Origin of the sequence: Mesorhizobium sp. ES1-6 (assembly GCF_020164775.1) — a bacterium.
Lineage (GTDB): Bacteria > Pseudomonadota > Alphaproteobacteria > Rhizobiales > Rhizobiaceae > Mesorhizobium.
Window position 1 is genome coordinate 646527 of sequence record NZ_JAIUGU010000002.1, and the last position, 25758, is coordinate 672284.

Consider the following 25758-nt stretch of genomic DNA (forward strand, 5'->3'; position numbering starts at 1 on the left):
CTTGGCCGCGCGCCGCAAAGCGACGACGCAGATATCGCGGCTGGCGCATCGCGCCAGCGGCACGGCCGCGGCCAACCGCATGGTGCCCGAGGAGACGCCGGTGGCGTTCTCCTTTGCCGGCACCACGCATGCGGTGATGATGGCGAGCCCGGCCGATTTCGAGGATTTCGCGCTCGGCTTTTCGCTGACCGAGGGCATCATCGCCGAGCCTGACGAGATCGAAGCCATCGAAGTGGAAGATCATGGTGCCGGCATCGACATCCAGATCATGCTGAAGGACCAGGCCAATACGCGCTTCGAGGCGCGGCGGCGACGGCTTGCCGGACCGGTCGGCTGCGGGCTCTGCGGCATCGAATCCATCGAGGAAGCGATGCGCTCGGTCGATGCGGTCAGTGCGTCAAAGCTTACGCTTGACGCCGACGACATCACTCGTTCGGTCAAGCTGTTGTCGAAGGTGCAGCCGCTGCATACCGAGACGGGGGCCGTGCACGCCGCCGGTTTCTACGTGCCCGGCAAGGGTGTCGTCATGGCGCGCGAGGATGTCGGCCGCCACAACGCGCTCGACAAGCTGGCGGGCGCGCTGGCCAAGGCCAATATCGATGGCGCATCGGGCGCGGTCGTGGTGACCAGCCGTGTTTCGGTGGAGATGGTGCAGAAGACGGCGGCGATCGGTTCCCCCTTCATCATCGCCGTTTCCGCTCCCACCGCGCTTGCCATCCGCACCGCTCAAGAGGCCGGCATGACGCTGGTGGCGCTGGTGCGCGGCGATGATTTCGACATTTTCACCCACCCTGACCGGGTGGCATCCGGAGTTGCCCAGCATGTCGCATGACGAAGAGCACATCATGAGCACCAAGGAAAAGCTGGTGCGCATGGCCAACCAGATCGCGGCCTTCTTCCACTCCAGGCCACGCGAGGAAGGCGTTGCCGGCGTCGCCGAGCACATCAACAAGTTCTGGGAGCCAAGGATGCGGCGCCAGTTCTTCGAGATGCTGGACAGCGGCGGCGAGGGCTTCGACGAACTGGTCGTGGTCGCTTCGGCAAGGATCAAGCGTCCGATCACGCCGGCAGAGGCCGATCGCAAGCTCGGCCTCGAGGCTTCGCCCGGTGACGTCGCCGCGTCGCAGGGATAGGCCAGCAGCCGCGCCGGCTTATATTTCAGTTTGCTAAAGTTTAAGCTGCCGTAACCAAGGCAGCTCTGCTATGGTTGGCGACCAGAAGTCGTCAGTCCGGGCGGGCACCCTCGTGAGGCCGATCGAGACCCGATACGCCCTTAGCGGCGAGGTGCGGATCGCCTATCAGGTGGTCGGCCAGGGCTCGTTCGACCTCGTCTTCGTGCCCGGCTTCATTTCCAATCTCGACCTGCATTGGGAAGACGAGGGCTATACCAGGCTCTTGCGGCGGCTCTGCGCCTTCTCGCGGCTGATCCTGTTCGACAAGCGCGGCACCGGTCTTTCCGACCGCGTCGATGTCCGTCACCTGCCCAGCCTGGAGACCCGCATGGACGATGTGCGCGCGGTGATGGATGCGGCCGGCAGCGGCCGCGCGGCGATTCTCGGCGCCTCGGAAGGGGCGCCGCTGGCGATGCTGTTCGCCGCCACCTATCCGGAGCGGACGCGGGCCCTGGCGCTCTATGGCGGCTACGCGCATTTCCACAAATGGGTGATGCCGCCGGAGCGTCTGGAAGCCTTCATCACAACCGCCGAGACAGCCTGGGGCACCGGTGCCACCTTGCCCAGTTTCGCGCCGGGCAGGGTCGATGACGCGCATTTTGCCCAGTGGTGGGGGCGGTTCGAGCGGCTGTCGGCCAGCCCGACCGCCGCGGCTGTCCTTGCCCGGATGAATGCCGGGATCGATGTGCGCGGCATATTGCCGGCGATCAGCGCGCCGACGCTGCTCGTCCACCGCCGCAACGATGTGCGCGTCGACCCCGAGGCCAGCCGCTTTCTTGCCAGGAAGATCCATGGCGCCCGGCTGGTTGAGATCCCCGGGCGCGATCATCCGATCTGGACCGGGGACGTAGACAGGGTTGCCGACCTGATCGAAGAGTTTCTGACTGGCCAGCCAGCGGTTGCCGATCCGGAGCGCGTGCTTGCCGCGCTGTTGGTGACGCGCACTTCCGACACCGCCAAGCTCGGCGACCGCATGTGGAGCGAGCGCAGCCAGCGCTTCCAGGAGACATGGCGGCTGCTGGTGGGCCGCCATGGCGGCCGCATTGCCGGCACGCATGGCGAGCTAATGATCTCGCGCTTCGACGGGCCGGCGCGCGCGATCCGCTGCGCGGCGGCGCTGCGCGACGCGGCGCAGCAGATCGGCATAGCGAGCGCGCAGGGCGTGCATGTCGGCGAGATCGAATTGCGCGGCGCCCCGGTCGGTCTGACGGCGCGGGTAACGATGCAGCTCGCAACCCATGCCGGGCGCGGCGACATCCTTGCTTCGCGGCTGGTCGCCGACCTTGCGGCGGGCTCCGGCCTGCACTTCGTCGATGCCGGCCGCATCAGCCTCGACGAACTGGGGGAACCGCTGCCGGTGGTCCAGGCAACGTCGGAACAGCATTTGGAGCCTGCCTGCCGCCCCAAATCCAAGCCGTCGGAGCCGGCGTCCTTGACGGCGCGGGAAAGCGAGGTGGTGAGCCTGATCGCGGACGGCAAGAGCAATGCGGCGATCGCGGCGGAGCTCAGGCTCAGCGAGCATACGGTCAAGCGCCACGTCGCCAACATACTGCTCAAGCTCGATTTGCCGTCGCGGGCGGCGGCGGCGGCCTTTTCGGCCAGACATGCTGGCCCGGACGGGCCATGAGAGCCATGGCGCTTTCGAGCGAAGCGGCCCCAGCGCCAGAAGCGCTACCAATTCTTCCTATGCAGGCCAGGCGATATCGCCGTGACGGCACTGCGAATGGAGGATGAGATGGAGAAGTCGAACCGGATCCTGAAGTCACTGCTGATAGCCGCAGGCATCGGCGCACTGTTCGCCATCGTTCCGGCCAAGGCAGAGGATGCCTCGGCCACCGCCGCCTACAAGGACATCGAGGCGACGCTCGGCTCGGTGCCGGACATGTTCAAGGCATTGCCTGACGTGGCCATCGCCGGCGCCTGGGCGGAAATCAAAGGGGTGCAGCTCAACCCCAAGACCGCGCTCGACGGCAAGACCAAGGAGTTGATGGGGCTTGCGGTCGCCGCGCAGATCCCCTGCCAGTACTGCATCTATTTCCACACCGAGGCGGCCAGGCTCAACGGCGCATCGGACGAGGAAATCAAGGAGACCATCGCGATGGCCGGAATCGTGCGCCACTGGTCGACGATCCTCAATGGCAGCCAGGTCGATTTCGCCACTTTCAAGAAGCAGACCGACGACGTGTTCGCGGCCGTCAAGGCCAAGTCGCAGTGAATGCACGGTGACCAATCGCTGTCCGACGCTGGTGTCGGGCAGCGCATGATCAGTCGAACGCCCGGCATCGAACGGGCCAATGGAGGATGAAATGCTGACCAAGACACAAAATGTGGACGGCGCGGCGATCAAGAAGGCGATCGAGGGCCGTGACGGCAAGATGCTGTCAAGCTTCTATGCCGACGATGCGCTGGTGCGGGTGATCGACCGCAACAATCCGCCGAGCAAGCCGCGCGAAATCCGCGGCCGCGCGGCCATCGGCACCTTCTGGGACGATATCTGCAGCCGGGCGATGACCCACAAGGTCGACACCACCATCGCCGACGGCGACAACCTCGCCTTCACGCAAGCCTGCGCCTACCCGGACGGCACCAAGGTGTTCTGCGCCGCGATGCTGGAACTGAAGAACGGGCGGATCGCACGGCAGACCGTCGTGCAGGCCTGGGACGAATAGATCAACAACGGCAGCAGGCAAAAGAGGGAGGAAATCATTATGTTCAGCGCCAGATGGCAGATCGACGCCAAGTTCGGGCACAAGCAGACCGTGCTCGAACTGACGCGAAAATGGGAACGCGAGATCGGCTCGCAGGTCGGTATCGCCGATCTCAACTTCCAGATCATGACCGGATCGATCGGTGCGCGGGAAGCGACGATCGAAACCCACCACCAGGTCGAGAGCCTGGCCCAGCTGGAAGAGTTCTTCGCCAAGATCGGCAAGATCGACGCGCATGCCAAATGGGGCAAGGAGATCGAACCCTATGTCGTATCGGGCACCAGCCTGTGGCAGATTTTCAGGGTTGTGGAGTAGTGGCTTTCGTTCTTCTCCCCGTTTACGGGGAGAAGATGCCGGCAGGCAGATGAGGGCGGCGCTGACCTCTGCTATCTATTTGTTCTGACGTGATTTCGCACGGGTAACCCACCCTGAACGTCCGAGGTTTGCGCCGCCCCTCGTCCGCCCTTCGGGCACCTTCTCCCCGTAAACGGGGAGAAGGGATTTTCTATCCATGCGCCACCATCACATGGCGCACGGCGGTATAGTCCTCCAGCGCGTAGAGCGACATGTCCTTGCCATAGCCGGATTGCTTCAATCCGCCATGCGGCATCTCGTTGGTCAGCATGAAGTGCGTGTTGATCCAGGTGCAGCCATATTGCAGGCGGGCGGCGGTGGCCATGGCGCGCGAAACATCCTTGGTCCATACCGATGACGCCAGGCCGTAGTCGCTGTCATTGGCCCAGTTGACCGCCTCGTCGACTTCCGTGAAGCGGGTGACCGAGACGACCGGGCCGAAGACTTCGCGGCGTACGATCTCGTCCTCCTGCAGCGCGCCGGCGACGACCGTCGGCTGGTAGTAGAAGCCGGTGCCCTCGCCCGGCTTGCCGCCGGTGGTGATCTCGATGTGCTTCAGTTCCGAAGCACGCTCGACGAAGCTCGACACACGGTCGCGCTGACGGCGCGAGATCAGCGGCCCGATCTCGTTCTCGGTGTCGTCCGGCTGGTTGTATTTGATCATCGAGACGGCGGAGGAAAGGTCGGCGACGAGTTTGTCGTAAATCTTCTTGCCGGCATAGATGCGGCAGGCGGCGGTGCAGTCCTGGCCGGCATTGTAATAGCCGAAGGCGCGCAGGCCGTTGACGACGGCGCCGAGGTCAGCGTCGTCGAAGACGATAACCGGCGCCTTGCCGCCGAGTTCCAGATGCGTGCGCTTGACCGATTTGGCGGCGGCCTGCAGCACTTTCTTGCCGGTGGCGACGTCGCCGGTGATCGAGATCATGTTGACCTTGGGATGGTTGATCAGCGTGTTGCCGACACTGTCGCCGCGGCCAAGCACGACATTGACCACGCCTTCCGGCAGGATTTCGGCAAGAATTTTCGCCAGCTTCAGCGCCGTCAGCGGCGTCTGCTCCGACGGCTTGAAGACGACGGTGTTGCCGCCGGCAATCGCCGGCGCCAGCTTCCAGGCCATCATCATCAGCGGATAGTTCCAAGGCGCGATCGAAGCGACGATGCCGATCGCGTCGCGCCGCACCATCGAGGTGTGGCCGGGCAGGTATTCGCCGGCGACGACGCCGGGCATGGAGCGTACCGCGCCGGCGAAGAAACGATAGCAGTCGACGATGGCCGGGATTTCGTCGTTGAGCACGGCATTAATCGGCTTGCCGCAGTTCAGCGCCTCGAGCGTCGCGAACTCGCGGGCCTCCGCCTCGATGCGGTCGGCGATCTTCAGCAGATAGCCCGAGCGTTGCGCCGGCGTGGTGCGCGACCACGAGACGAAGGCTTTTTCGGCGGCAACGACAGCCGCCTCGATTTGCGCCTGGCTGGCCTCGGGCAGGTTGAGAATGGTCGCCCCGGTTTTGGGATTGAGGATCGGCTCCTCGGTCTCCGTGCCCTTCTCGAATTTCGAGCCGATCAGCATCTGGGTGTCCATTGGGTCCTCCTTGAACAGAGTGAATAGTGAGTAGTTGGTAGTAAGTGATGATCAGGCTTCGTCTGTGGGTTTCCCTATTCGCCAATCCCTACTCACTACTCACTGTTCTCATTTGCCCGAACCGGCGATCTGGTCGCCGTCGCGGGTCAGGTAATAGGCAAACAGGATCGGCAGCAGCGTCACCAGCACGACGACCATGGCCACGACATTGGTCACCGGGCGCTGGCGCGGACGGATCAGTTCCTCCAGCATCCAGATCGGCACGGTCTGCTGCTGGCCGGCGGTGAAGGTGGTGACGATGACCTCGTCGAAGGACAGCGCGAAGGCAAGCATGCCGCCGGCAAGCAGAGCCGTGGCAATATTGGGCAGCACGACATGCCTAAAGGTCTGGAAACCGTCGGCGCCGAGGTCCATCGAGGCCTCTATCATCGAACCCGAGGTGCGGCGGAAGCGGGCGACAGCGTTGTTGTAGACGACGACCACGCAGAAGGTGGCGTGGCCGAGCACGATAGTCCAGAACGAGAACGGAATGTCGGCCAGCGAAAAGGCCGAACGCAGCGCGATGCCGGTGATGATCCCGGGCAGCGCGATCGGCAGGATGACCAGCAGCGAGATCGCCTCGCGGCCGAACAATTTGGTCCGCGACACGGCGGCGGCGCAGAGCGTTCCCAGCACCAGCGCGATCGCCGTCGAGATGGCGGCGACGCGCACCGACAGCGACAGCGCTTCCCAGACGTCGGGCCGGTTCCAGGTGACGGCGAACCATTGCGTGGTCAGCCCGGGCGGCGGCCACACGAAGCTCTTCTCCTCGGTGGTAAAGGCATAGACGAAGATCAGCAGGATCGGCAGATGCAGGAACAGCAGGCCGCAGGCGGCCGCGATCTTCAGGCCGAGCGGGGCGCATTGACCACGATCAGAGCGCATCGAAGGCCCCCATGCGCTTGGCGCCCCAGAGGTAGAAGCCCATGATGACGATCGGCACCACGGTGAAGGCGGCGGCGAGCGGGATGTTGCCGGCGGTGCCTTGCTGCGAGTAGACGGCCTGGCCGATGAACAGGCGCGAGGTACCGATGATCTGCGGGATGATGTAGTCGCCCAGCGTCAGCGAGAAGGTGAAGATCGAGCCGGCGACGATGCCGGGCAGCGCCAGCGGAAACAGCACGTTGCGGAAAGTCTGACCGGGCGAGGCGCCGAGATCGGACGAGGCCTCGACCAGATTTCCGGGCACGCGCTCCAGCGCCGCCTGCACCGGCAGAATCATGAAGGGCAGCCAGACATAGACGAAGACGATGAAGGTGCCGGTAAAGGACACCGACAGCGAGTTGCCGCCGACGACCGGCAGCGACAGCCAAGCGTCGAGCAGCCACAACAAATGCAGCTTGGCGAGCAGCCAGGTCAAAATGCCTTCCTTGGCCAGGATCAGCTTCCAGGCGTAGATCTTGACCAGGTAGCTCGACCATAGCGGCAGCATAACGCCGAGATAGAACAGCGCCTTCCAGCGCCCCCGGGCATAACGCGCCGCGTAGTAGGCGATGGGGAAGGCGACGACGGCCGAAGCCAGCGTGACCAGTGCCGCCATCGTCACCGTGCGCAGGATGATGTCGAGATTGGCGGCCTGCAACAGGTCGCCATAGGTCTTCAGCGTGAACTGGCGGTTGATGAGGCCGGAGAACTCGTCGATGGAGAAAAAGCTCTGCGCCAAGAGCGCGAAGAGCGAGCCGATATAGACGATGCCGAGCCACAGGACCGGCGGCAGCAGCATGAGGAGCAGAAGCAGTTGCGGCCAGCGCCAGAAGAGGTCGGACAGCGCACCACGCATGCCGCCGCTGCCGGGGAGTATGGCGGGGGCAGGATTGGCGTTGAGGGCGGCTGATGTCATGGCGCGACCGTGGCGATTGGATCAATTGCGGCAAAGCAGAGATCCTTCACACCCCCCTCTGTCCTGCCGGACATCTCCCCCGCAAGGGGGGAGATTGGCTGTTTGTCTGTCCCGCCAGCTATACAACTTTGGAGATTGGCGATGCCCGCGGGGGCAACCAATCTCCCCCCTTGCGGGGGAGATGTCCGGCAGGACAGAGGGGGGTGCTTCGCGCAAACCTCCATCAAACCGCCTCATCCATCAGATGCAAGCTCTCGGCATTAAACGTCAGCACCACCGCCTCGCCATCGGCCGGCAGGGCCGTGCCCGCCGGCACCACGGCATGCAGCTTCAACCCGTCGGCGTCGAGCGCCAGCCTTGTCGTGGCGCCGAGATAGTTGGTCGAGACGAGACGCGCGGCCACACCCTCGCCGCTTGCGGCGCGGCCGACGCGAATGGATTCAGGCCGCAGGCTGCCCCAGCGGCGTTGGCCGGAATAACGCTGGACGAAGTCCGGCGGCAGCACGTTGGAGGAACCGACGAAATCGGCGACGAAGCGCGTCTGCGGCCGCTGGTAGATGTCCTCCGGCGTGCCGATCTGCATGATCCTGCCGTCATTGAAAACGGCGACACGGTCGGCCATCGACAGCGCCTCGCCCTGGTCATGGGTGACGAAGACAAAGGTTATGCCGAGCGCCTTCTGCAGCGACTTCAGTTCTTCCTGCATGTTTTCGCGCAGCTTGAGGTCGAGCGCGCCGAGCGGTTCGTCGAGCAACAGCACCTTGGGCTGGTTGACCAGCGCACGGGCGAGCGCGACACGCTGGCGCTGGCCGCCGGAAAGCTGGCCCGGCCGGCGCGCGCCATAGCCGGGCAGCCGCACCAGCGACAGCGCTTCTTCCGCCGCCTTGTGCCGCTCGGCCTTGCCGACGCGCTTGACCATCAGCCCGTAGGCGACATTGTCGAGCACGTTGAGGTGCGGGAACAGCGCATAGTCCTGGAACACGGTGTTGACGTTGCGGCGATAGGGCGGCACGCCCTCGGCGCGTTCGCCGAAGATCGAGATCGACCCTGATGTCGGCTGCTCGAAGCCGGCGATCAGCCGCAGGCACGTCGTCTTGCCCGAACCCGAAGGACCGAGCATGGCGAAGAATTCGCCCGGCGCGATGTCGAGATCGACCGCGTCGACGGCGCGGACGCTGCCGAAATGGCGCGATACTTTTTGAAAGGAAACGGCTGATGTCATTGGGTGTCCTGATCTGTCAGGCTCTTCAAAATCTCGGGCGTCAGCGCTGCCCCTCATCCGCCTGCCCATCCTTCGCTGCGATGCAGCTACGGAGGGTGAACCGGCGCCTTCTCCCCGTATAGTGACGGGGAGAAGGGAAGCGCTCCAACGCTGGCGACCCCCTCTCCCCGTTCTTCACGGGGAGAGGGTAAGGGTGAGGGGCAGCGTCAACTTATCAAGTAATGCGTGGCGAAAATCATCGTCCGCCGATGACGCCGATATAATCCGACACCCAGCGATAGTAGGGAACGCACTGGTTGTTCTGGGTGGCGCATTTCGAGACCGGCGTCTTCCAGAACTTGATCTTGTCGAAATTGTCGTAGCCGTTGGTCTTGCAGCCTTCCTCGCCGAGCAACTCGTTGCCCTTGCAGGCGGCGGGCACGACCGGCAGCGAGCCGAACCAGGCCGAGACATCGCCCTGCACCTTGGGCGAGAGTGAATGCTCCAGCCACATATAGGCGCAGTTCGGGTGCGCCGCGTCGGCCTCCATCATGGTTGTATCGGCCCAGCCGGTGACGCCTTCTTCCGGCACGGTCGAGGCGACCGGCTTCTTGGCGGCAACCAGCGTGTTGACCTGATACGGCCACGAACCGGAGGCGACGACGCCTTCGTTCTGGAAATCGTCGACCTGGATGGCGGCGTCATGCCAGTAGCGGCCGACCAGCGTGCGCTGGACGCGCAGCAATTCGAGCGCGGCCTTGTACTGGTCCTCGTTCAGTTCGTAGGGATCCTTGATGCCGAGTTCCGGCTTGTGGAACATCAGGTAGTTGGCGGCGTCGGCGATGTGGATCGGTCCATCATAGGCCTGGACGCGGCCCTTGTTGGACTTGCCGTCCGGCAGCTTCATTTCCTCGAAGACGACGTTCCAGCTCTTCGGCGCTTCCTTGAACACCTCGGTGTTGTACATCAGGATGTTTGGGCCCCACTGATAGGGAACGCCATAGTGCACCTTGTCGACGGTGAACCAAGGCGCGTCCTTCAGCCGATCGTCCACCGCCTTCCAGCTCGGGATGAGATCGGTGTTGATCGGCTGCACACGCTTGCCGGCGACAAGGCGCAGCGAGGCATCGCCCGAAGCCGTGACGAGGTCGAAGCCGCCCTCGTTCATCAGCGAGACCATCTCGTCCGACGTGTTGGCGGTCTTGACGTTGACCTTGCAGCCGCTCTCCTTCTCGAAGGCGGTGACCCAGTCATAGCCCTTGTCGGTCTCGCCGCGCTCGATATAGCCCGGCCAGGCAACGATGTTGACCTCGCCTTCGCCCTTGCCCAGTTCCTTGACCTGGGCGATGGCCTGACCGGAGAAGGTCAGCGCGACCGTCAGCGCAGTGCATGACCTCAGGAATGAATTCATCATCGATCTCCCATTTTGGCGCGGGATCCTGAAACCGCTCCGGTTTCGCCAGATCACGCGCGGACTGAAAAACGTGTCAGCTCGTCCGTTGGACTTGACGCTACTCTGATGGCAGCTTTGGTCCCTGTACCGGAAGGTGCTTTGAAAATTCCGGTTTCGCAAATTCATTTATCAGAAGGCCGATATCGGTTTTTCCGATATCTCTATCACAAACGCTGGCGAACCGTTCGCTGCGACTGGGCGAGGCCGATGAAGTCGCGCGCCGCCGGCGGCAGGCCGGAGCCACGCCGCCAGACCATGCCGACCTGCACCACCGGCAAGGAGCCCGAAATGTCGCGCGATTCGATGCGGTCACCTTCCAGCGACCAGGGCCGGTAGACGAGATCCGGCAGCAGCGCCACGCCGGCGCCGGTGGCGACGAGGCTGCGCACGGCTTCCACCGAACGGGTGCGGAAGGCGACGTGCGGCCTGGCGCCGATCGCCGTCAGCAGCTTGCCGGTGTTCTCCTCGATCTCGTCGACGGTCAGCATGATCAGCGGTTCGGAGGCGATATCGCCGATGCCGATGATGTCGGCGCCAGCCAAGGGGTGGCCGAGCGGCAGCCACAGCCGATAGGCCGAGACTTCGAGGATTTCCGATTGCAGGGCAGTGCGGTCGCGCAGATTGGAGGTGACCATGACGGCAATGTCGAGCTTGCCGCCGATCAGTAAGTGTTCGAGGTAGTCGCCATTGTCCTCTATGGCCGAGACATCGACGCCGGGATAGGCGCGGCGGTAGCGGGAAAGCAGATCCGACAGCACATAGCCGGCGACAAGCGAGGTGACGCCGAGCTGCAGCCGGCCGCCCACCACCGCCTGTTCACCAGAAAAAGAGCGGCGGGCGTCGGACACGTCGGCGAGAATCTTTGTCGCGTGACGCAGGAACTGGTGGCCCTTGTGGGTGATGTTCAGGCCGCGCGAATGGCACTCGAACAGTTCGACGCCAAGATCGCTTTCAAGCTCCTTGATCGCTTCGGTGACCGACGATTGCGAGATGGAGAGGTTTTGCGCGGCGCGCGACACCGTGCCTTGCTCGGCGACCGCGACGAAGAATTGCAACTGGCGGATGGTGAAGGCCATGGCCGGACTAAACACCGGCAGGCAAGCGAAGGAAAGCCGATGGCCAAAGCTTATCCCATGGCTGGATGCCTGGCCGCGGCTCAGCCCAGCATCGGCCGGATGCGCCGCCAGCATGCCGGGCCATAGCGCAAGGCAAGCATGAATGCCATTTCCAGCGCCAGCACGATGACGATGATGCGGAAGCCTACTGTGAGCGGGCTCTGGCTGCTGCCATGCAGCGCATAGCCTGTAAGCAGAAAACCGGCATTCCAGAGCGTGGCTCCAATCAGCGTCGCGACCACAAAGGGCAAAGCTGGCAGGCAGAGCGCGCCGGCCGCGATAGGCAAGTAATTGCGCACCGTCGGGATGAACTGCGCCAGCAGGGAAACCCTGACATGATAACGGCGATAGGCCTGGCCGAGCCTGTGGTAGGTCGCCGGACGCAGGAAGACATATCGGCCGAACCGCTCGACCAGCCTGTCGGCGCGATCAATTCCGATGCGGCGGCCGACAGTGTACCAGACAAGGCAGCCGCTGGCGGAGGCCAGCGTGGTCACGCCGAGCAGAATTGCCAGCGACGCGCCATCCGGCGCAGCCGTCATGCCAAGGAACAACAAGAACACATGCGACGGCGGGACCGGCAGAATCTTCTCGGTGAAGGCGATGCAGAAGACGCCAAGCAGGCCGAGGCCAAGAATGGCCGACAGCGGACCGCTCATGCGAAGCGCCAATCGTAGGTACTGACGGTCTTGATCCTCGATACGCGATAGACCGTCGCCGGCGGAAAATTGCGAAAGGTATGGCCGACCCGCGTGACCTCCAGGTCGAGCCTATCGAGCAACGACTGGTCGAACGGGCAGCGCCGGCCGAGCGTGAACTGATAGAGCACCCCACCCGGGCGAAGGTTCGCGAAAACGCCTTCAAGAATGGCAAGTGTCTTGCGCGGCGAGATCAGCCGGAAGGGCAAACCGCTGACCGCCGCGCCAGCCAGCAGGCCGGGGAACAGCGACGACAGATGGCGCAGGCCGACCGCATCCATCTCGAATATCCGCGCCAACGGAAATCGCCGCTTCAGCAACGCGGCGAAATCCGGATCGGATTCAATCAGTGTCAAATCCTCCTCCCTCACGCCGCGCGACAACAGCGCGCGGGTGAAGGGGCCGGTTCCCGGGCCAAGCTCCAGCACAGGGCCTGTCTCCGGACCGATGTCGCGCGTCATCAACGCCGCCAGGCTGGAACTGGACGGCGTGACGGAGCCGATCCTGAACGGCGCCACCGTCCACGCCATGAGAAAAGACAGAGCATCATTTGCAGACATTGTAACCTCAATCCCGGACAACATCACGCCAGCCCGTTTGCGTGGCCATTTGATTTCACGTGGGCGCCGGGCCTGACCCTGTTGCATAATCGGGCCCGACGCCTGATGCCGGCACAGGGGGTGTGCCGGCCGGCGCTGTTTGCCGCGACTGGATTGCATAGACATTGCGCAATGTGGCGACGTGAAAGAAAGGTTCGCTGTTCAGGCCATCGGGTTTGCCATGCTTGCGCAATGTTGGCGGTGTAGCGCCGCCGGATAGATGGCCGCCAAAGGGAACGAGGATGCGTATATTACTGGTCGAGGACGAGCCCGAAATGGTCTCTGCCTTGCGTGCCGCGCTGAAGCGGTACGACATGGTGGTCGATCATGCCGGCTCGCTCACCGAAGCCGAAGGCTTCGTTGCCGTCGACAGCTATGACGCCATCCTGCTCGACCGTCAGTTGCCGGATGGCGACGGGCTGTCGCTGGTGCCGAGACTGCGTTCGGCCAGGAACACCACGCCCGTTCTGGTGCTGACGGCGAAAGGCGACACAGCGGACAAGGTCGACGGGCTGGACATGGGCGCGGACGACTATCTGGCAAAACCATTCGCCTTCGAGGAGTTGCTTGCCCGCCTGCGCGCGCTGCTCAGGCGCCCGGCACCGATGCAATCGCAGTTCATCCGCGCCGGCGATCTGGTGCTCGATGTCGGGCATCGCGAAGCATCGATCCGTGCCGAACCGCTCAGCCTGCCACGGCGCGAACTCCTGGTGCTGGAGGCGCTGATGCGGCGCACCGGCCGCATGGTGCAGCGCGAGGCGCTGATGGAGGCGGTGTTCGGCCTCGACGACGAGATCCAGTCCAACGCACTCGACACTCATGTCTCGCGCCTGCGCCGCAAGCTCGCCGACGCCGATGCCGGGGTGACGATCAACGGCATTCGCGGCGTCGGCTATCTCCTGCGCGAAACGACATGAGCGCCGAGCGATGAGCCTCAAGCGCCCGCGTTCGCTGAAATGGAGCCTGGTGCTGCGCATCGCCTTGCTGCAATGCGCGATGCTGACCCTCATCATCGTCGGCATTCTCGGCGCCATGCTGGCCACCGGCTTGATACCGCACGACTATGAGGACGGCACAATGGACGTGCTGGCGGATGCGGTGACGCGCGATGCCGGCGGCAAGCTCGTTATCAGCGAGACGCCGGATATGGCAAAGCTGCGCTCGAACGTTCCGGACCTCTGGTTCATCATCCGCGACAAGCAAGGGCAGCGACTGCAGGAAGGTACGGTGCCGGCCATTTTCCAGCCCTTTGTCGGACTGCTGGACACCATCAGCGACGCCCGTATCGACCACGCAATCGGACAGGCCGCGCCACCGGAGGGAAAGATCCGCTGGACCGATACGGCCGCCGGCAACGTCCAGATCTTCACCGGCACCAAGGGCGGGCTTTCGCTGCCGCGCCTGCTCGGCCAGGCGCCGCAATTCTTCCTGCAAGGCATATTGCCGCTCGCCGGGCTGATGGCGCTGGCCACGCTGTTCGCGACGCCATGGGTGGTGCGCGGCGCGCTGTCGGGCCTTGGCCATGCGGCGGCCGAGGCCGAGCGCATCGACATCGACCAGCGCGGCGTGCAGTTGCCGCTGAAGGATGTGCCAAAGGAAGTGGCGCCGCTGGTCAAGGCGGTGAACGCAGCTCTTGCGCGGCTCGACAAGGGCTATGAACGTCACAAGCGTTTCCTGACCGACGCCGCCCATGAACTCAGGACGCCGGTCGCCATCCTCAACACGCGGCTTGCCTCGCTGCCGGCGACACCGGAGCGGGCACGGCTGCTGCAGGATGCGGCGCGGCTTTCGACGCTGACCGACCAGTTGCTCGACCTGCAGCGCCTCGACCGGCAGACAACGGCCTTCGAAAGGGTAGACCTCGTGGCGATCGCGCGCGGCGTCATCGTCGACCTCGCACCGATGGCGTTCTCGGCCGGCTACCAGATGTCGTTCGAGCCGGAGCGGGACGCGGTTCTCGCCACCGGCGACCGCACCGCGATCGAACGCGCGGTGACTAACATCGTGCAGAACGCCATCGAGCATGGCGGCCGCGCCGGCAAGATCACCGTCAGCGTCACGGCGCCCGCCACCATAGAGGTCCGAGACGAGGGCGACGGCGTGCCGCCGGGCGAGCGGGAGCGCATTTTCGAGCCCTTCTACCGGCTGCGTCCGCAGGATCACGGCGCCGGCCTCGGCCTCAACCTCGTGCAGGAAATCATGCATCTCCATGGCGGCCGCATCGAGATTCTCGACGGCAAACCGAGCGGCGCCTGCTTCAGGATGAGTTTTCGCACCTTGCCGGCATAACACCGGCATTGCAAATCGACCACGCGGTATTTGACATCGCGATTTATCGTAACTAGTTAAGTTACATGAAACGCAACAGTCGACTGTCCTCTACCTTGCACATTCTCGTCCACATGGCCGAGAAGCCAGCGCAGGCGCTGACCTCCGAGCAGCTTGCCACCTTCATCCACACCAATCCGGTGGTGGTGCGCCGGACCATCGCGGGCCTGCGCGATGCCGGCATCGTCACCTCCTCACGCGGCCATGGCGGCGGCTGGCTGCTCGGGCGCGCGCCCGAAGACATCTCTCTGGCCGAAATCAGCGCCGCCCTTGGCGAGACGCTGTTGCCGTTCAGCACCGAGCCGGAAAGCCCCGGCTGCCTCGTCGAGCAAGCTGTGATCGCCGTGCTCGACGATTTTCGCATCGCGGCCGAAAGATTGCTGCAGGAGAAACTCAGCCACATCACCCTGGCCGACCTCACAGCCGATTTCCGCCGCCGTTATGACCTCATTGGAGTTTCCAGCCATGCAGTATGATCTTGCCGTCCTTGGCGGCAGCTTTGCCGGCCTGTCCGCCGCAATCCAGGCGGCGCGGGCGCGGCGCAAGGTGCTGGTGATCGATGCCGGCCAGCCGCGCAACCGCTTCGCCGCGTATTCGCACGGCTTTCTCGGTCAGGACGGCCGTACACCCCGAGCGATCCTCGACGATGCAAGGCGGCAATTGCTTGCCTATCCGACAGCCAGGCTTGTCACCGCGCGCGCCGACAGGGCGGTTGCCAACAGCGGCAGCGATTTCGAAATCGCAACCGATGGCGGCGAGACATTCGGCGCGGCACGTCTGGTGCTGGCCACTGGCGTGCGCGACATCCTGCCGGAGGTTCCCGGGCTTGCCGGGCAATGGGGCAGGACCGTGCTGCACTGCCCCTATTGCCATGGCTACGAGGTTTCCGGCGGGCCGCTTGGCGTGCTCGCCACCGGCCCGATGTCCGTGCATCAGGCGCAGCTGATTTCCGACTGGGGCAACGTCACGTTGTTCGGCAATGGCCTGCTCGAGCCCGACGCCGAGGAGATCGCCGCCCTTGATGGCAAGAATATCCGCTTTGAGCCCGCGACCGTCCAAGCGCTCGAGGAAGACGGTTCCGGCGGATTGGTTGTCCACCTCGATGGCGGCCGGAATGCCGGCGTCAAGGCGATCTTCACCGCGCCGCGCAACACGATGGCGAGCCCGCTGGCGGAACAGCTCGGTTGCGACTTCAAGGACGGCCTGCTCGGCCCGGTGATCTCGGTCGATGACAGGCAGCAGACGACGGTTCCCGGTGTCTACGCCGCCGGCGATGCGGCACGGGCGATGCACAACATCGCCTTCGCGGTGTCGGGCGGCACCTTCGCGGGCGTGTGCGCTCATCAATCCCTGGTGTTCGGCTAAAATTGTGTTCTGCTAAATCCCGGAACCCCCGCCGGCGATGCTGAGCCGTGCGCCGGCCTGCGCCAATGCGGCGGCTATATCGTGCGGCGGCGCGCGGTCGGTGGCGAGTTCGGAAAAGCCACCGAAGCCGCAGACCTGAACCAGTCCCTGGCGGCCGAACTTCGTGTGATCGGTGATGACGAGGGAACGCTGGCCGCGCGACAGCACCATGCGGGCGAATTCCGCCTCTTCCAGATCGTAGTCCATGACGCCCGTCACCGCATCGACGGCGCCGGTGGAAATGACGGCGTGGCTGACCGAGAAGCGGCTGACGAACTCGATGGCCGATGTCCCGAACGCGGCGCCTGAATCGCTGCGCAACTCGCCGCCGGCCATATAGACCTTGTTGCCGTTGATGGTGGCCAGCGTGCGGGCGATGTCGGACGAATTGGTGACGACCGTCAGGCGCCGGTGGCCGAGCAGTTCGCGGGCCAGGAACGAGGTCGTCGTCCCGGTGTCGAGCATGATCGATTCGCCGTCGCGGATGGTGGCCGCGACCGTGCGGGCAATGCTGCGCTTGGCGTCGGCATGCTCGCGCATGCGCCGTTCGAACGGCGCTTCGCCGATCATAGACGGCAAGCCGATGGCGCCATGCATCTTCAGGATCGAGCCGTCGCTGGTGAGCGGCTTGACGTCACGGCGCACGGTTTCGAGCGACACGCCCAACCGGTCGGCCAGGCTGGCGATGGTGACGGTTCCCTCTTCCTGCAGCAGCCGCAGGATCTCGCCATGCCGTTTCGAGTGGATCATCTGTACGCGTCCCGGAATTGCCCGATTCTAGGGCATTCCTAACGCTTTTAAAGGAATTGCCCATGCTTTCGGGCAAAATACCCAAAAAAAGTCACATCTTTTTATTGACAGAAGGGCAACCCTGACGTGAAATCCAACCCCAACAGGGGTTCGGAGCTGCAGCGGGAGGGTAATTGGCAAGGCCGCAACTCACTGACCAGGCAGGCTGCAACGTGCCTGGCGCGAGAGATTTTCAGATCCGCGGGGGCGGATGCCGGGTTCAAAAACCTGGCCAAGGGGCTCGTCGGTGCGGTGCGGGATACCGATCCTGGCGTCCCGCACCGACGAGATTGTTTGCACTTCCCTCCGCCGTCGTTGCGTTGCCCGTGGCGCCTTGTCGAAGCCCCACGAACCAGACCAGCAAGCCAGGGATGATTTCGTGATTGCCGAAGACCGCATCCGCGCCCTGCCCTGCTGGACGGGGGCCATCGAGATCGCGCCGCTGCCCGGCGGCTTGAGCAACGCCAATTATGTTGTGACCGACGCGGCCGGCAAACATGTCGTGCGCTTCGGCCAGGACTATCCGTTCCACCATGTCTTCCGCGAACGGGAGGTGATGACCGCGCGGGCGGCGCACGCGGCCGGCTTCGCGCCGGCGGTCCACTATGCCGAACCGGGAATCCTGGTGACGGCGTTTCTCGGCGCCAAGACCTATCTGGCCGAGGACGTGCGCGCCAATCTCGGCCGCGTCGCCGCGCTGATGCGCGGCTTTCACCGGGAGATGCCCAACCATATTTCCGGCGCCGGCTTCATGTTCTGGGTGTTCCACGTCATTCGCGACTATGCGCGCACGCTCGACGAGGGCGGCAGCCGCAAGCGCGGTGACCTGCAGCACTTCCTGGCACTGGCCGACGAACTCGAGCGCGCGCAGAAATTGTTGCCGATCGTCTTTGGCCACAATGATCTTTTGCCGGCCAATATTCTGGATGACGGCAGCAGGTTGTGGCTGATCGATTTCGAATATGCCGGCTTCAACACAGCCATGTTCGACCTAGCCGGCGTCGCTTCGAACGCCGGCATGAGCGACGAGGAATCCTTCGCCTTCCTGACCGCTTATTTCATGAAGGAACCGGACGAGGCGATCCGCCGCTCGCACGCCGCCATGCAATGCGCCTCGCTGCTGCGCGAGGCGATGTGGAGCATGGTATCGGAGCTCTATCTCGACGCGCCCGGCATCGACTACGTCGCCTACACCGAGGAAAACCTGGTGCGTCTCGACGCGGCGCTGGACAATTACCGGACAAAATACGGGATCCTGAAATCATGACCTTGCCTAGCCAGGCTGCGGTCGTCGTCATCGGCGGCGGCATTATCGGCTGTTCGACGGCCTATCATCTGGCGCGCGACCACAAAGCCGACGTGGTGCTGCTCGAACAGGGCAAGCTGACTTCGGGCTCGACCTGGCACGCTGCCGGCCTTGTCGGGCAATTGCGCTCTTCGGCCTCGATCACGCGGGTGCTGAAATATTCCGTCGACCTCTACAAGGGGCTGGAGGCCGAGACCGGGCTCGCCACCGGCTGGAAGATGACCGGGTGTCTCAGGCTCGCCACCAATGCCGACCGCTGGACCGAGTACAAGAGGCTGGCGACGACGGCGAAGAGCTTCGGCATGGACATGCATCTGCTGTCTCCGGCGGAGGTCAAGGCGATGTGGCCGCTGATGGAAACCGGCGATCTGGTCGGTGCCTCCTGGCTGCCGACCGACGGCCAGGCGAGCCCGTCCGACATCACCCAGTCGCTGGCCAAGGGCGCGCGCATGCATGGCGCCAGGCTCTATGAGGACGTGCGCGTCACCGGCTTCGAAATGAAGGGCGACCGCATCACGGCGGTGAAGACCAATCAAGGCGACATTGCCTGCGAAAAGGTGGTGAATTGCGCCGGCCAATGGGCACGGCAGCTCGGCGCCATGGCCGGCATCAACGTGCCGCTGCAGCCGGTCAAGCACCAGTACATCATCACCGAAAAGATCGATGGGCTGGCGACCGACGCGCCGACGTTGCGCGACCCCGACCGGCGCACCTATTTCAAGGAGGAGGTCGGCGGCCTGGTGATGGGCGGCTACGAGCCGAACCCGCAGGCCTGGACAACAGGGGACGTGCCCAATGACTGGGAGTTCCGGCTGTTCGACGACGATTACGATCATTTCGAGCAGCACATGGCACAGGCGATCGCGCGGGTGCCGGCGCTGGAAACCGTTGGCGTCAAGCAGATGATCAACGGGCCGGAAAGCTTCACGCCGGATGGCAATTTCATCCTCGGCGTGGCGCCCGAATGCGCCAACATGTTTGTCGGCGCCGGCTTCAACGCCTTCGGCATCGCCTCCGGCGGCGGGGCCGGCTGGGTGCTTGCGCAATGGGTGGTCGATGGCGAGGCGCCGCTCGACCTGTGGGTGGTCGACATCAGGCGCTTTTCCAACCTGCACCGCGACCGGCAATGGGTGTGCGAGCGCACGCTGGAGGCCTATGGCAAGCATTATACGATCGGCTTCCCGCATGAGGAATACACCAGCGGCCGGCCGCGCATCGTCTCGCCGCTCTATGACAGGCTGAAAAACCATCGCGCCGTCTTTGGATCCAAGCTCGGCTGGGAACGGCCGAACTGGTTCGCGCCAGAGGGCGTCGAGCCGCGCGACATCTATTCGATGGGCCGGCAGAACTGGTTTGCCGCCGTCGGCGACGAGCACCGGCATGTACGCGAGCATGTCGGCATCTTCGACCAGTCGTCGTTCGCCAAATACGAATTGACCGGGCCTGACGCGGCCAAGGCGCTCGACTGGATCTGCGCCAACGATGTCAGCAAGCCGGTCGGCCGGCTGACCTACACGCAACTCCTCAACACGCGCGGCGGCATCGAGGCCGACCTGACGGTGTCGCGGCTTGCCGAAGAGAAGTTCTACATCGTCACCGGCACCGGTTTCCGCACTCACGACGCCTCGTGGATCAGCGACCATATTGGCGAGGGCCTCGATGCCAGGCTGACCGACGCCACCGAGGATTTCGGCACGCTGTCGCTGATGGGACCGCGTGCCCGCGACGTGCTTTCTGATGTGACCGGGAGCGATGTGTCGAATGCCAGCTTCCCGTTCGGCCATGTCAGGGAGATCGTCATCGCCGGTCACACGGTGCGGGCGCTGCGCGTCACCTATGTCGGCGAACTGGGCTGGGAGCTGCATGTGCCGATCGCGGCCACCGGGGAAGTCTTCGACGCGCTGATGGCGGCCGGCAAGAGGCATGACATCCGGCCGGTCGGCTACCGCGCGCTCGAATCGCTGCGGCTGGAAAAGGGCTATCGCGCCTGGGGCTCCGACATCACCCCCAACGACACACCGCTGGAGGCTGGGCTCGGCTGGGCGGTCAAGCTCAGGAAGAACACCGACTTCGTCGGACGGCGCGCGCTCGAGAAAGTTGGCGGGGCGGCTTTGAAGAAGCGCTTTGCCGGTTTCACGGTCGACGATCCGGAGATCGTGCTCGTCGGCCGCGAAACCATCCTGCGCAATGGCGCGCCGGTCGGCTATCTGGCCAGCGGCGGCTACGGCTACACGGTGCGCAAGAATATTGGCTACGGCTATGTGCGCGACGCCGAGGGGGTGAGCGATGATTTCCTCGCCTCGGGCAATTATGAACTGGTGGTCGCGATGCAGCGGACGCCGGCTAAACTCCACCTCGAGCCGATGTATGACCCGGATGGCGAGAAAGTCAGGGCTTAAGGCATTCTAGGCAGGAAGGCGCGACGTATTGACCGGTTGAGCCCCCATCTGCGATTACAGGGAAGTCATTTCAAGGTCCGTAGCGGGTAACTGCCATGACAAAATCTCTCAAACTGCCCTCGATGACGCTACGCACAGAGACTATTCGACCGGCTAAGGCGTTGTGCTTGTTTATCTATGCAGTCCTTGACCTAAGCGTCTCCACAGCAATCGCCAAAGATGACCCCAGCAAATTGAGCGTCTGGACGGTTGCACGAGGCAAGGACGAGTCTGGGGCCTCCAGAATAACCGCGATGTTAAACCCTTGGGTTGACGATCCCAGCACTGTCACGCACCCAGTCTCCGCCATGCTTTTGGCTAGTTGCACCGAAGGAAGCTTGTCGGTCGCCCTCATATCCGACATTGGCGTCGATGGGCAGCACCACGACATTTTCATCCGACGAAACGACGAGCCCGAAAAGAAAGAGCGGTGGGTGGTCAGCAAGCTGCTTCCCGGTATTTGGGATACCAAAGAAGCTGGAATCTTCCTGGATTCACTTTCCGAAGTGGGAGACCTTTCAATCCGATATGAAGATACCGATAAGAAATGGGTGCGGGTATCGAAATACAAGATGACCAACTTTGATAAAGCAAAGGAGGCAATCCGATCAATGTGCCCTTGGTGATCGCCGCGGGTTACTCCTTACCGAACTGCATTGAGAATCAGCACACGCGCAGGGCGAGACCACGGCTGGGCACGGTGTCGGCCTCGCCAGGCATAGAGACGTAGGGGCGCGTTTCCTCGACGCGGACGACCAGACCTTGCGCTTCGAGTTCGGCGATGCGCGCGGCAAAGCCCTGATCCCACAGCGTGTTCTTGACCGTCAGGACGATCACCCCGCCCGGCCGGCAGATGCGGATCAGTTCGTCCAGCCCGTCGGCGCCGACATGGCCCGAGGTGAAGACGCCGGCCGAGACGATGCCGGCATAGGCGTCGCTGGCAAAAGGCAGGGCGCCGCCGAGCGCCAGGCAATGCAGCGCCGAATAGACGCCCTTGCGCGCGGCCTGATCCAGCATACCTTGCGAGATATCCAGCGCCTCGACCTCGGGATAGCCTGTTATATCGAGCCATTCGCCGATCAGCCCCGTACCCGCTCCAGCGTCGAGTAGCGGGCTTGAGCCGCGCGGCAGATGGCGGGCGAGCAGTGCAAGGCAGATCGTCGGGTGGCGGTAACCGGCGGCCGACATGTCGGCGTCGTAGGTCTGCGACCAGCGGTCGTAGAGTGCCGCCACTTCTTCCGGGCGCTTGGCCGCGTAGACCTCGCCGAGTGCGCCATGATGCTTGCTGTCCGCCACGTGCCCGCCAACTCCTTCGTCTTGCCGGGATGATAGCCAAACGGCGAAAATTGTGGAACCGTTGCAGCGAAGAAATAACGGCGTGGGGACGCAGGCATGGAGACAGACGAGCCGCGGGCAAAACTTGCCGCCATTCCGGTGCTGGCCGGCTACACCGGGCCACTGGACCGGCTCGGCGGCCTGACCAACCTCGTCTTCAGGGCCGGCGATTACTGCCTGCGCATTCCAGGCAAAGGCACCGAGGAATACATCAACCGCGCCAACGAGGCGATTGCCGCGCGCGAGGCGGCAAGAGCCGGCGTCAGTCCGGAGGTGCTGCATGCCGACGCTGCCACCGGGGTGATGGTGACGCGCTATATCGCCGGTGCCGAGACGATGTCGCCGGAGAAATTCAGGGACCGGCAGGGCAGTCCGGCGCGGGCGGCCAAGGCCTTCCGCAAGCTGCACGCGTCCGGCGCGGTGTTTCCCTTCCGCTTCGAGCTGTTTTCGATGATCGACGACTATCTCAAGGTGCTGTCGACCAGGGATGTCACCCTGCCCGCCGGCTATCACGACGTGGTGCGCGAGGCAGAAAGCGTGCGCTCGGCCTTGGCCGTCCGCCCCTTGCCTCTCGTCGCCTGCCATTGCGATCCGCTGTGCGAGAACTTCCTCGATACGGGCGACCGGATGTGGATCGTCGACTGGGAATATTCCGGGATGAACGACCCGCTCTGGGACCTCGGCGATCTCAGCGTGGAAGGCAAGTTCGACGCCGCCCAGGACGAGGAGTTGATGCGCGCCTATTTCGGCGGGGAGGCGAGGCCGGCGGAACGGGGACGCGTCGTCATCTACAAGGCTATGTGCGACCTGTTGTGGACGCTGTGGGGACTGATCCAGCTCGCCAACGACAATCCGGCCGACGATTTCCGCGCCTATGCCGACGGCCGCTTCGCGCGCTGCAAGGCGCTGATGGAGACACCGGAGTTTTCCAGGCACCTTGCTGCGGTGAGAGAAGGCTAGGCCCCGGGACTCTAGCCGGCGATATCCAGGCGGCGGTCGACGCGATCAAACACCATCAGCGCGATGCCACGTGAAGCAACCAGGCTGCCATCCGCCGGCCTTTAATTCACACCCTTCGGTACGTTCTCCGGGGGCACCGTGGTGTCTACCACCTTCTGGCGGTGGAAAATGAACAGGCCGGCGAGAACGATGATGCCCGAGCCGATCAGGATGCGCGGGCTGGGGACGTCGCCGAAGAACACCAGCCCGAACACCACGGCCCACAGGAGCAGCGTGTAGTGCAGCGGCGCCAGCGTCGAGGCCGGCGCCAGCTTCAGCGCCCGCGTGATCATCAGATGAGCGCCGCAGGAAACGATGCCGAGCAGCAGCATGGCGCCGAGATCGAGCGCCGACGGCGTCTTCCAGGCGCCGATGGTCAGCACACCGCCAACCGCCAGCGTGCCGATCGTCTGCCACGTCACCAGATTGGTGTCGCTGGTGCCGCGCAGGCGCCGGTTGAGGATGATGGCGAAGGCGAAGGCGAGGCTGCCGACAAGGGCGAAACTCGACGACAGCGAGAACGCGGCGGAGGACGGCTTCAGCATGATCACCACGCCGCAGAAGCCGAGCAGGATCGCCACCCAGCGGCGCCAGCCGACCTTTTCCCCGAGCAGGAAATGCGATAGCGCCGCTACATAGATCGGCCCTGCCATGTAGAAGCTCATCACATCGGCAAGCGGCAGATAGACGACGGCGGCGTAGAACAAGGCGGTGTCCAGCGTCGTCGCCACGACGCGCAGGATCTGCAGCCCGGGCCGCTCCATCTGGAACAGTCTGCCAGCGCCCTGATTGGCGATCATCGGGCCGAGCACGATAAAGGCGCCGATGGAGCGGATCAGCACCACCTGGCCGACGGAAAAGCTGGCGACCAGCCATTTGCCCATGGCGTCGTTCAGCGCAAACAGGAAGTCGCCGGCCAGCATCAGCAGGATGCCGGCCAGAAGAACATTCCTGATTGGGGAATTGTGCGCCACGGGTTGCGTCATGCCGACCCCGATTCCTCCCTCGCCTGGGCCGCGTCGTAGACGGAAGCGGTGGCTTTGACGAGGACAAATCAGGAAATGGGTAAGACCAGCGTCGGGAATCGGCTGTATCTAGGTCGATATATGTCTGCGGTTCACATGACCCGGCCTGCCGGGAACGGACAGCCTGGTATCCTGCCTTGTCCTTTCCGCCACCACCTTGCCCCTGGCGATGACGCAGATTCGCTCGGCGCGCAGGCGCAGGGCCTCGATCGGATTGCCGGCATCGAGGATCACCAGGCTGGCGCGCTTGCCGACCGCCAGACCCAGATGATCGAGGCCCATGATCGCGGCGTTGACGTTGGTGACCATGTCGAAGCATCGCGCCATGTCGGCCGGGCTCGACATCTGGGCGACATGCAGGCCCATGAAGGCGACGTCGAGCATGTCGGCGGTGCCGAGCGAATACCAGGGATCGAGCACACAATCCTGGCCCCAGCCGACGCGGATGCCGAGCGCCAGCATCTCCTTGACCCGGGTCAGACCGCGGCGCTTCGGGAAGGTGTCATGGCGGCCCTGCAGCATGATGTTGATCAGAGGATTGGGGATCGCGGAAACGCCGGCCTCGGTGATCAGCGGCAGAAGCTTCGAGACATAGTAATTGTCCATCGAATGCATCGAAGTGAGGTGCGAACCTGCCACCCTGCCCTGCAGGCCGAGGCGCTGCGTTTCATAAGCCAGTTGCTCGATGTGGCGCGACAGGGGATCGTCGGTCTCGTCGCAATGCAGGTCGACCATCAGGCCGCGTTTTGCCGCGATTTCGCACAGTTCAGTCACCGAGCGCGTGCCATCGGCCATGGTGCGCTCGAAATGCGGAATGCCGCCGACGATGTCGACTCCCATATCCAGCGCGCGGATGGTGTTCTGGCGCGCCGTCGGCGAGCGATAGAAGCCGTCCTGCGGGAAGGCCACGAGTTGAAGATCGATATAGGGAGCGACGGTCTTCTTGACCTCGAGCAGCGCCGCAACCGCCAGCAGCCGGTCATCGCAGACATCGACATGGGTGCGGATGGCGAGCAGCCCCATCGACACCGCCCAGTCGCAATAGGCGAGCGCCCGGTCGCGCACCGCCTCGTGCGTCAAGAGCGGCTTCAATTCGCCCCACAGCGCAATGCCTTCGAGCAGCGTGCCCGACGCGTTGATGCGCGGTATGCCGTAGGACAGCGTGGCGTCCATATGGAAATGCGGATCGACGAAGGGCGGCGACACGAGGTTGCCGCGGGCGTCGACCTCGCTCCGCGCGAATCCCTCGAGCTTCGGCTCGATCGCCGCGATCGTCTCACCGCTGATGCCGATGTCGGCGATACCGCCATCGGGCAGCGTACCGCTACGCACGATAAGGTCGAAATCCATCTGTCATCATCCCGCTTGAAGAATCA

General features: G+C 64.0%; 26 protein-coding genes. 14 read left to right on the forward strand and 12 right to left on the reverse strand.

The window, feature by feature from the left end; translation table 11 throughout:
- Position 1 precedes the first annotated feature (1 nt).
- The 6 genes from fdhD (at position 2) to LB564_RS07770 (ending at position 4195) form a co-directional block, all read left to right on the forward strand.
- Positions 2 to 832 (forward strand): formate dehydrogenase accessory sulfurtransferase FdhD, encoded by an 831-nt coding sequence (gene fdhD / locus LB564_RS07745; RefSeq protein WP_224536338.1) that lies wholly within the window; start codon positions 2 to 4, stop codon positions 830 to 832.
- Complete coding sequence (locus LB564_RS07750; RefSeq protein WP_140706452.1) at positions 822 to 1133, forward strand: formate dehydrogenase subunit delta; 312 nt, start codon at positions 822 to 824, stop codon at positions 1131 to 1133. Before fdhD ends, LB564_RS07750 begins: the two co-directional genes overlap by 11 nt.
- 112 nt (positions 1134 to 1245) lie before the next feature.
- Positions 1246 to 2799, forward strand: a complete 1554-nt coding sequence (locus tag LB564_RS07755; RefSeq protein WP_224536340.1) for an alpha/beta fold hydrolase — start codon at positions 1246 to 1248, stop codon at positions 2797 to 2799.
- 108 nt (positions 2800 to 2907) lie between these two features.
- Positions 2908 to 3387, forward strand: coding sequence for a carboxymuconolactone decarboxylase family protein (locus LB564_RS07760; protein ID WP_263491302.1), 480 nt, complete (start codon positions 2908 to 2910; stop codon positions 3385 to 3387).
- 91 nt (positions 3388 to 3478) lie between these two features.
- A complete protein-coding gene (locus LB564_RS07765) occupies positions 3479 to 3841 on the forward strand; it encodes a nuclear transport factor 2 family protein (protein WP_224536344.1) in 363 nt (120 codons plus the stop codon).
- A gap of 39 nt (positions 3842 to 3880) precedes the next feature.
- Positions 3881 to 4195, forward strand: a complete 315-nt coding sequence (locus LB564_RS07770; RefSeq protein ID WP_224536346.1) for a hypothetical protein — start codon at positions 3881 to 3883, stop codon at positions 4193 to 4195.
- Between the two features lie 190 nt (positions 4196 to 4385).
- Here LB564_RS07770 and LB564_RS07775 read toward each other — a convergent pair whose 3' ends face one another.
- From LB564_RS07775 to LB564_RS07810, 8 genes are all read right to left on the reverse strand, one after another.
- Positions 4386 to 5813, reverse strand: coding sequence for a gamma-aminobutyraldehyde dehydrogenase (locus tag LB564_RS07775; protein WP_224536350.1), 1428 nt, complete (start codon positions 5811 to 5813; stop codon positions 4386 to 4388).
- A 108-nt stretch (positions 5814 to 5921) separates the two neighbouring features.
- Positions 5922 to 6737: an ABC transporter permease gene (locus LB564_RS07780; protein WP_224536352.1), complete on the reverse strand. Its 816-nt coding sequence runs from the start codon at positions 6735 to 6737 to the stop codon at positions 5922 to 5924.
- Complete coding sequence (locus LB564_RS07785; protein ID WP_224536710.1) at positions 6727 to 7632, reverse strand: ABC transporter permease; 906 nt, start codon at positions 7630 to 7632, stop codon at positions 6727 to 6729. Before LB564_RS07785 ends, LB564_RS07780 begins: the two co-directional genes overlap by 11 nt.
- 283 nt (positions 7633 to 7915) lie before the next feature.
- Entirely contained in the window at positions 7916 to 8914 is a 999-nt protein-coding gene (locus LB564_RS07790; RefSeq protein ID WP_224536355.1) for an ABC transporter ATP-binding protein, read from the reverse strand.
- 235 nt (positions 8915 to 9149) lie between these two features.
- Positions 9150 to 10304, reverse strand: coding sequence for an ABC transporter substrate-binding protein (locus tag LB564_RS07795; RefSeq protein ID WP_224536713.1), 1155 nt, complete (start codon positions 10302 to 10304; stop codon positions 9150 to 9152).
- A gap of 206 nt (positions 10305 to 10510) precedes the next feature.
- Entirely contained in the window at positions 10511 to 11422 is a 912-nt protein-coding gene (locus LB564_RS07800; protein ID WP_224536358.1) for a LysR substrate-binding domain-containing protein, read from the reverse strand.
- 80 nt (positions 11423 to 11502) lie between these two features.
- Positions 11503 to 12120, reverse strand: a complete 618-nt coding sequence (locus LB564_RS07805) for a DedA family protein (protein WP_224536360.1) — start codon at positions 12118 to 12120, stop codon at positions 11503 to 11505.
- A complete protein-coding gene (locus LB564_RS07810) occupies positions 12117 to 12806 on the reverse strand; it encodes a class I SAM-dependent methyltransferase (RefSeq protein ID WP_224536362.1) in 690 nt (229 codons plus the stop codon). Before LB564_RS07810 ends, LB564_RS07805 begins: the two co-directional genes overlap by 4 nt.
- A 194-nt stretch (positions 12807 to 13000) precedes the next feature.
- Here LB564_RS07810 and LB564_RS07815 point away from each other — a divergent pair, with 194 nt between their 5' ends.
- The 4 genes from LB564_RS07815 to LB564_RS07830 all read left to right on the forward strand — a co-directional run bounded on the left by LB564_RS07815 (position 13001) and on the right by LB564_RS07830 (position 16451).
- Positions 13001 to 13675 carry a response regulator transcription factor gene (locus LB564_RS07815; protein WP_224536364.1) on the forward strand — a complete coding sequence of 225 codons (675 nt, stop codon included), beginning with the start codon at positions 13001 to 13003 and terminating at the stop codon, positions 13673 to 13675.
- Positions 13676 to 13685: 10 nt separating this feature from the next.
- A complete protein-coding gene (locus LB564_RS07820) occupies positions 13686 to 15047 on the forward strand; it encodes a sensor histidine kinase (protein WP_224536365.1) in 1362 nt (453 codons plus the stop codon).
- Positions 15048 to 15112: 65 nt separating this feature from the next.
- The gene (locus tag LB564_RS07825; RefSeq protein WP_140706478.1) at positions 15113 to 15562 is read left to right on the forward strand and encodes an RrF2 family transcriptional regulator; all 450 of its coding nucleotides are present in this window, start codon (positions 15113 to 15115) and stop codon (positions 15560 to 15562) included.
- The gene (locus LB564_RS07830; protein ID WP_224536367.1) at positions 15552 to 16451 is read left to right on the forward strand and encodes an NAD(P)/FAD-dependent oxidoreductase; all 900 of its coding nucleotides are present in this window, start codon (positions 15552 to 15554) and stop codon (positions 16449 to 16451) included. The genes LB564_RS07825 and LB564_RS07830 overlap by 11 nt, the downstream gene beginning before the upstream one ends.
- 12 nt (positions 16452 to 16463) lie before the next feature.
- Here LB564_RS07830 and LB564_RS07835 read toward each other — a convergent pair whose 3' ends face one another.
- Positions 16464 to 17240, reverse strand: coding sequence for a DeoR/GlpR family DNA-binding transcription regulator (locus LB564_RS07835; RefSeq protein WP_140706482.1), 777 nt, complete (start codon positions 17238 to 17240; stop codon positions 16464 to 16466).
- Positions 17241 to 17658: 418 nt separating this feature from the next.
- On the opposite strand from LB564_RS07835, the gene LB564_RS07840 reads away from it, so the two are divergent.
- From LB564_RS07840 to LB564_RS07850, 3 genes are all read left to right on the forward strand, one after another.
- Positions 17659 to 18546: a phosphotransferase gene (locus LB564_RS07840; RefSeq protein WP_224536369.1), complete on the forward strand. Its 888-nt coding sequence runs from the start codon at positions 17659 to 17661 to the stop codon at positions 18544 to 18546.
- Complete coding sequence (locus LB564_RS07845; RefSeq protein WP_224536372.1) at positions 18543 to 20984, forward strand: FAD-dependent oxidoreductase; 2442 nt, start codon at positions 18543 to 18545, stop codon at positions 20982 to 20984. The genes LB564_RS07840 and LB564_RS07845 overlap by 4 nt, the downstream gene beginning before the upstream one ends.
- A 95-nt stretch (positions 20985 to 21079) precedes the next feature.
- Entirely contained in the window at positions 21080 to 21649 is a 570-nt protein-coding gene (locus LB564_RS07850) for a hypothetical protein (protein WP_140706488.1), read from the forward strand.
- A gap of 37 nt (positions 21650 to 21686) precedes the next feature.
- Here the strand turns inward: LB564_RS07850 and LB564_RS07855 are convergent, their stop codons facing one another.
- Positions 21687 to 22319, reverse strand: coding sequence for a class I SAM-dependent DNA methyltransferase (locus LB564_RS07855; protein WP_140706490.1), 633 nt, complete (start codon positions 22317 to 22319; stop codon positions 21687 to 21689).
- Between the two features lie 96 nt (positions 22320 to 22415).
- On the opposite strand from LB564_RS07855, the gene LB564_RS07860 reads away from it, so the two are divergent.
- Positions 22416 to 23318 (forward strand): phosphotransferase family protein, encoded by a 903-nt coding sequence (locus LB564_RS07860; RefSeq protein ID WP_224536374.1) that lies wholly within the window; start codon positions 22416 to 22418, stop codon positions 23316 to 23318.
- A gap of 101 nt (positions 23319 to 23419) precedes the next feature.
- On the opposite strand, the gene LB564_RS07865 is transcribed toward LB564_RS07860, so the two are convergent.
- Both LB564_RS07865 and LB564_RS07870 read right to left on the reverse strand, forming a co-directional pair.
- Complete coding sequence (locus LB564_RS07865) at positions 23420 to 24343, reverse strand: DMT family transporter (protein WP_224536376.1); 924 nt, start codon at positions 24341 to 24343, stop codon at positions 23420 to 23422.
- A gap of 108 nt (positions 24344 to 24451) precedes the next feature.
- A complete protein-coding gene (locus LB564_RS07870) occupies positions 24452 to 25732 on the reverse strand; it encodes an amidohydrolase family protein (RefSeq protein ID WP_224536378.1) in 1281 nt (426 codons plus the stop codon).
- Between the last annotated feature and the right edge of the window lie 26 nt (positions 25733 to 25758).

Excerpts from the sequence above, each read along its gene's own strand:
- LB564_RS07750 (WP_140706452.1), top strand. The coding sequence starts at position 822 with ATGTCGCATGACGAAGAGCACATCATGAGCACCAAGGAAAAGCTGGTG.
- LB564_RS07860 (WP_224536374.1), top strand. The coding sequence starts at position 22,416 with ATGGAGACAGACGAGCCGCGGGCAAAACTTGCCGCCATTCCGGTGCTG.
- LB564_RS07820 (WP_224536365.1), top strand. The coding sequence starts at position 13,686 with ATGAGCCTCAAGCGCCCGCGTTCGCTGAAATGGAGCCTGGTGCTGCGC.
- LB564_RS07865 (WP_224536376.1), bottom strand. The coding sequence starts at position 24,343 with ATGACGCAACCCGTGGCGCACAATTCCCCAATCAGGAATGTTCTTCTG.
- LB564_RS07825 (WP_140706478.1), top strand. The coding sequence starts at position 15,113 with ATGAAACGCAACAGTCGACTGTCCTCTACCTTGCACATTCTCGTCCAC.
- LB564_RS07760 (WP_263491302.1), top strand. The coding sequence starts at position 2,908 with ATGGAGAAGTCGAACCGGATCCTGAAGTCACTGCTGATAGCCGCAGGC.
- LB564_RS07780 (WP_224536352.1), bottom strand. The coding sequence starts at position 6,737 with ATGCGCTCTGATCGTGGTCAATGCGCCCCGCTCGGCCTGAAGATCGCG.
- LB564_RS07805 (WP_224536360.1), bottom strand. The coding sequence starts at position 12,120 with ATGAGCGGTCCGCTGTCGGCCATTCTTGGCCTCGGCCTGCTTGGCGTC.
- LB564_RS07765 (WP_224536344.1), top strand. The coding sequence starts at position 3,479 with ATGCTGACCAAGACACAAAATGTGGACGGCGCGGCGATCAAGAAGGCG.
- LB564_RS07835 (WP_140706482.1), bottom strand. The coding sequence starts at position 17,240 with ATGATCCACTCGAAACGGCATGGCGAGATCCTGCGGCTGCTGCAGGAA.
- LB564_RS07845 (WP_224536372.1), top strand. The coding sequence starts at position 18,543 with ATGACCTTGCCTAGCCAGGCTGCGGTCGTCGTCATCGGCGGCGGCATT.
- LB564_RS07830 (WP_224536367.1), top strand. The coding sequence starts at position 15,552 with ATGCAGTATGATCTTGCCGTCCTTGGCGGCAGCTTTGCCGGCCTGTCC.
- LB564_RS07785 (WP_224536710.1), bottom strand. The coding sequence starts at position 7,632 with ATGCGTGGTGCGCTGTCCGACCTCTTCTGGCGCTGGCCGCAACTGCTT.
- LB564_RS07770 (WP_224536346.1), top strand. The coding sequence starts at position 3,881 with ATGTTCAGCGCCAGATGGCAGATCGACGCCAAGTTCGGGCACAAGCAG.
- LB564_RS07800 (WP_224536358.1), bottom strand. The coding sequence starts at position 11,422 with ATGGCCTTCACCATCCGCCAGTTGCAATTCTTCGTCGCGGTCGCCGAG.
- LB564_RS07795 (WP_224536713.1), bottom strand. The coding sequence starts at position 10,304 with ATGAATTCATTCCTGAGGTCATGCACTGCGCTGACGGTCGCGCTGACC.
- LB564_RS07870 (WP_224536378.1), bottom strand. The coding sequence starts at position 25,732 with ATGGATTTCGACCTTATCGTGCGTAGCGGTACGCTGCCCGATGGCGGT.
- LB564_RS07810 (WP_224536362.1), bottom strand. The coding sequence starts at position 12,806 with ATGCAACAGGGTCAGGCCCGGCGCCCACGTGAAATCAAATGGCCACGC.
- LB564_RS07775 (WP_224536350.1), bottom strand. The coding sequence starts at position 5,813 with ATGGACACCCAGATGCTGATCGGCTCGAAATTCGAGAAGGGCACGGAG.
- LB564_RS07850 (WP_140706488.1), top strand. The coding sequence starts at position 21,080 with ATGACAAAATCTCTCAAACTGCCCTCGATGACGCTACGCACAGAGACT.
- LB564_RS07815 (WP_224536364.1), top strand. The coding sequence starts at position 13,001 with ATGCGTATATTACTGGTCGAGGACGAGCCCGAAATGGTCTCTGCCTTG.
- LB564_RS07790 (WP_224536355.1), bottom strand. The coding sequence starts at position 8,914 with ATGACATCAGCCGTTTCCTTTCAAAAAGTATCGCGCCATTTCGGCAGC.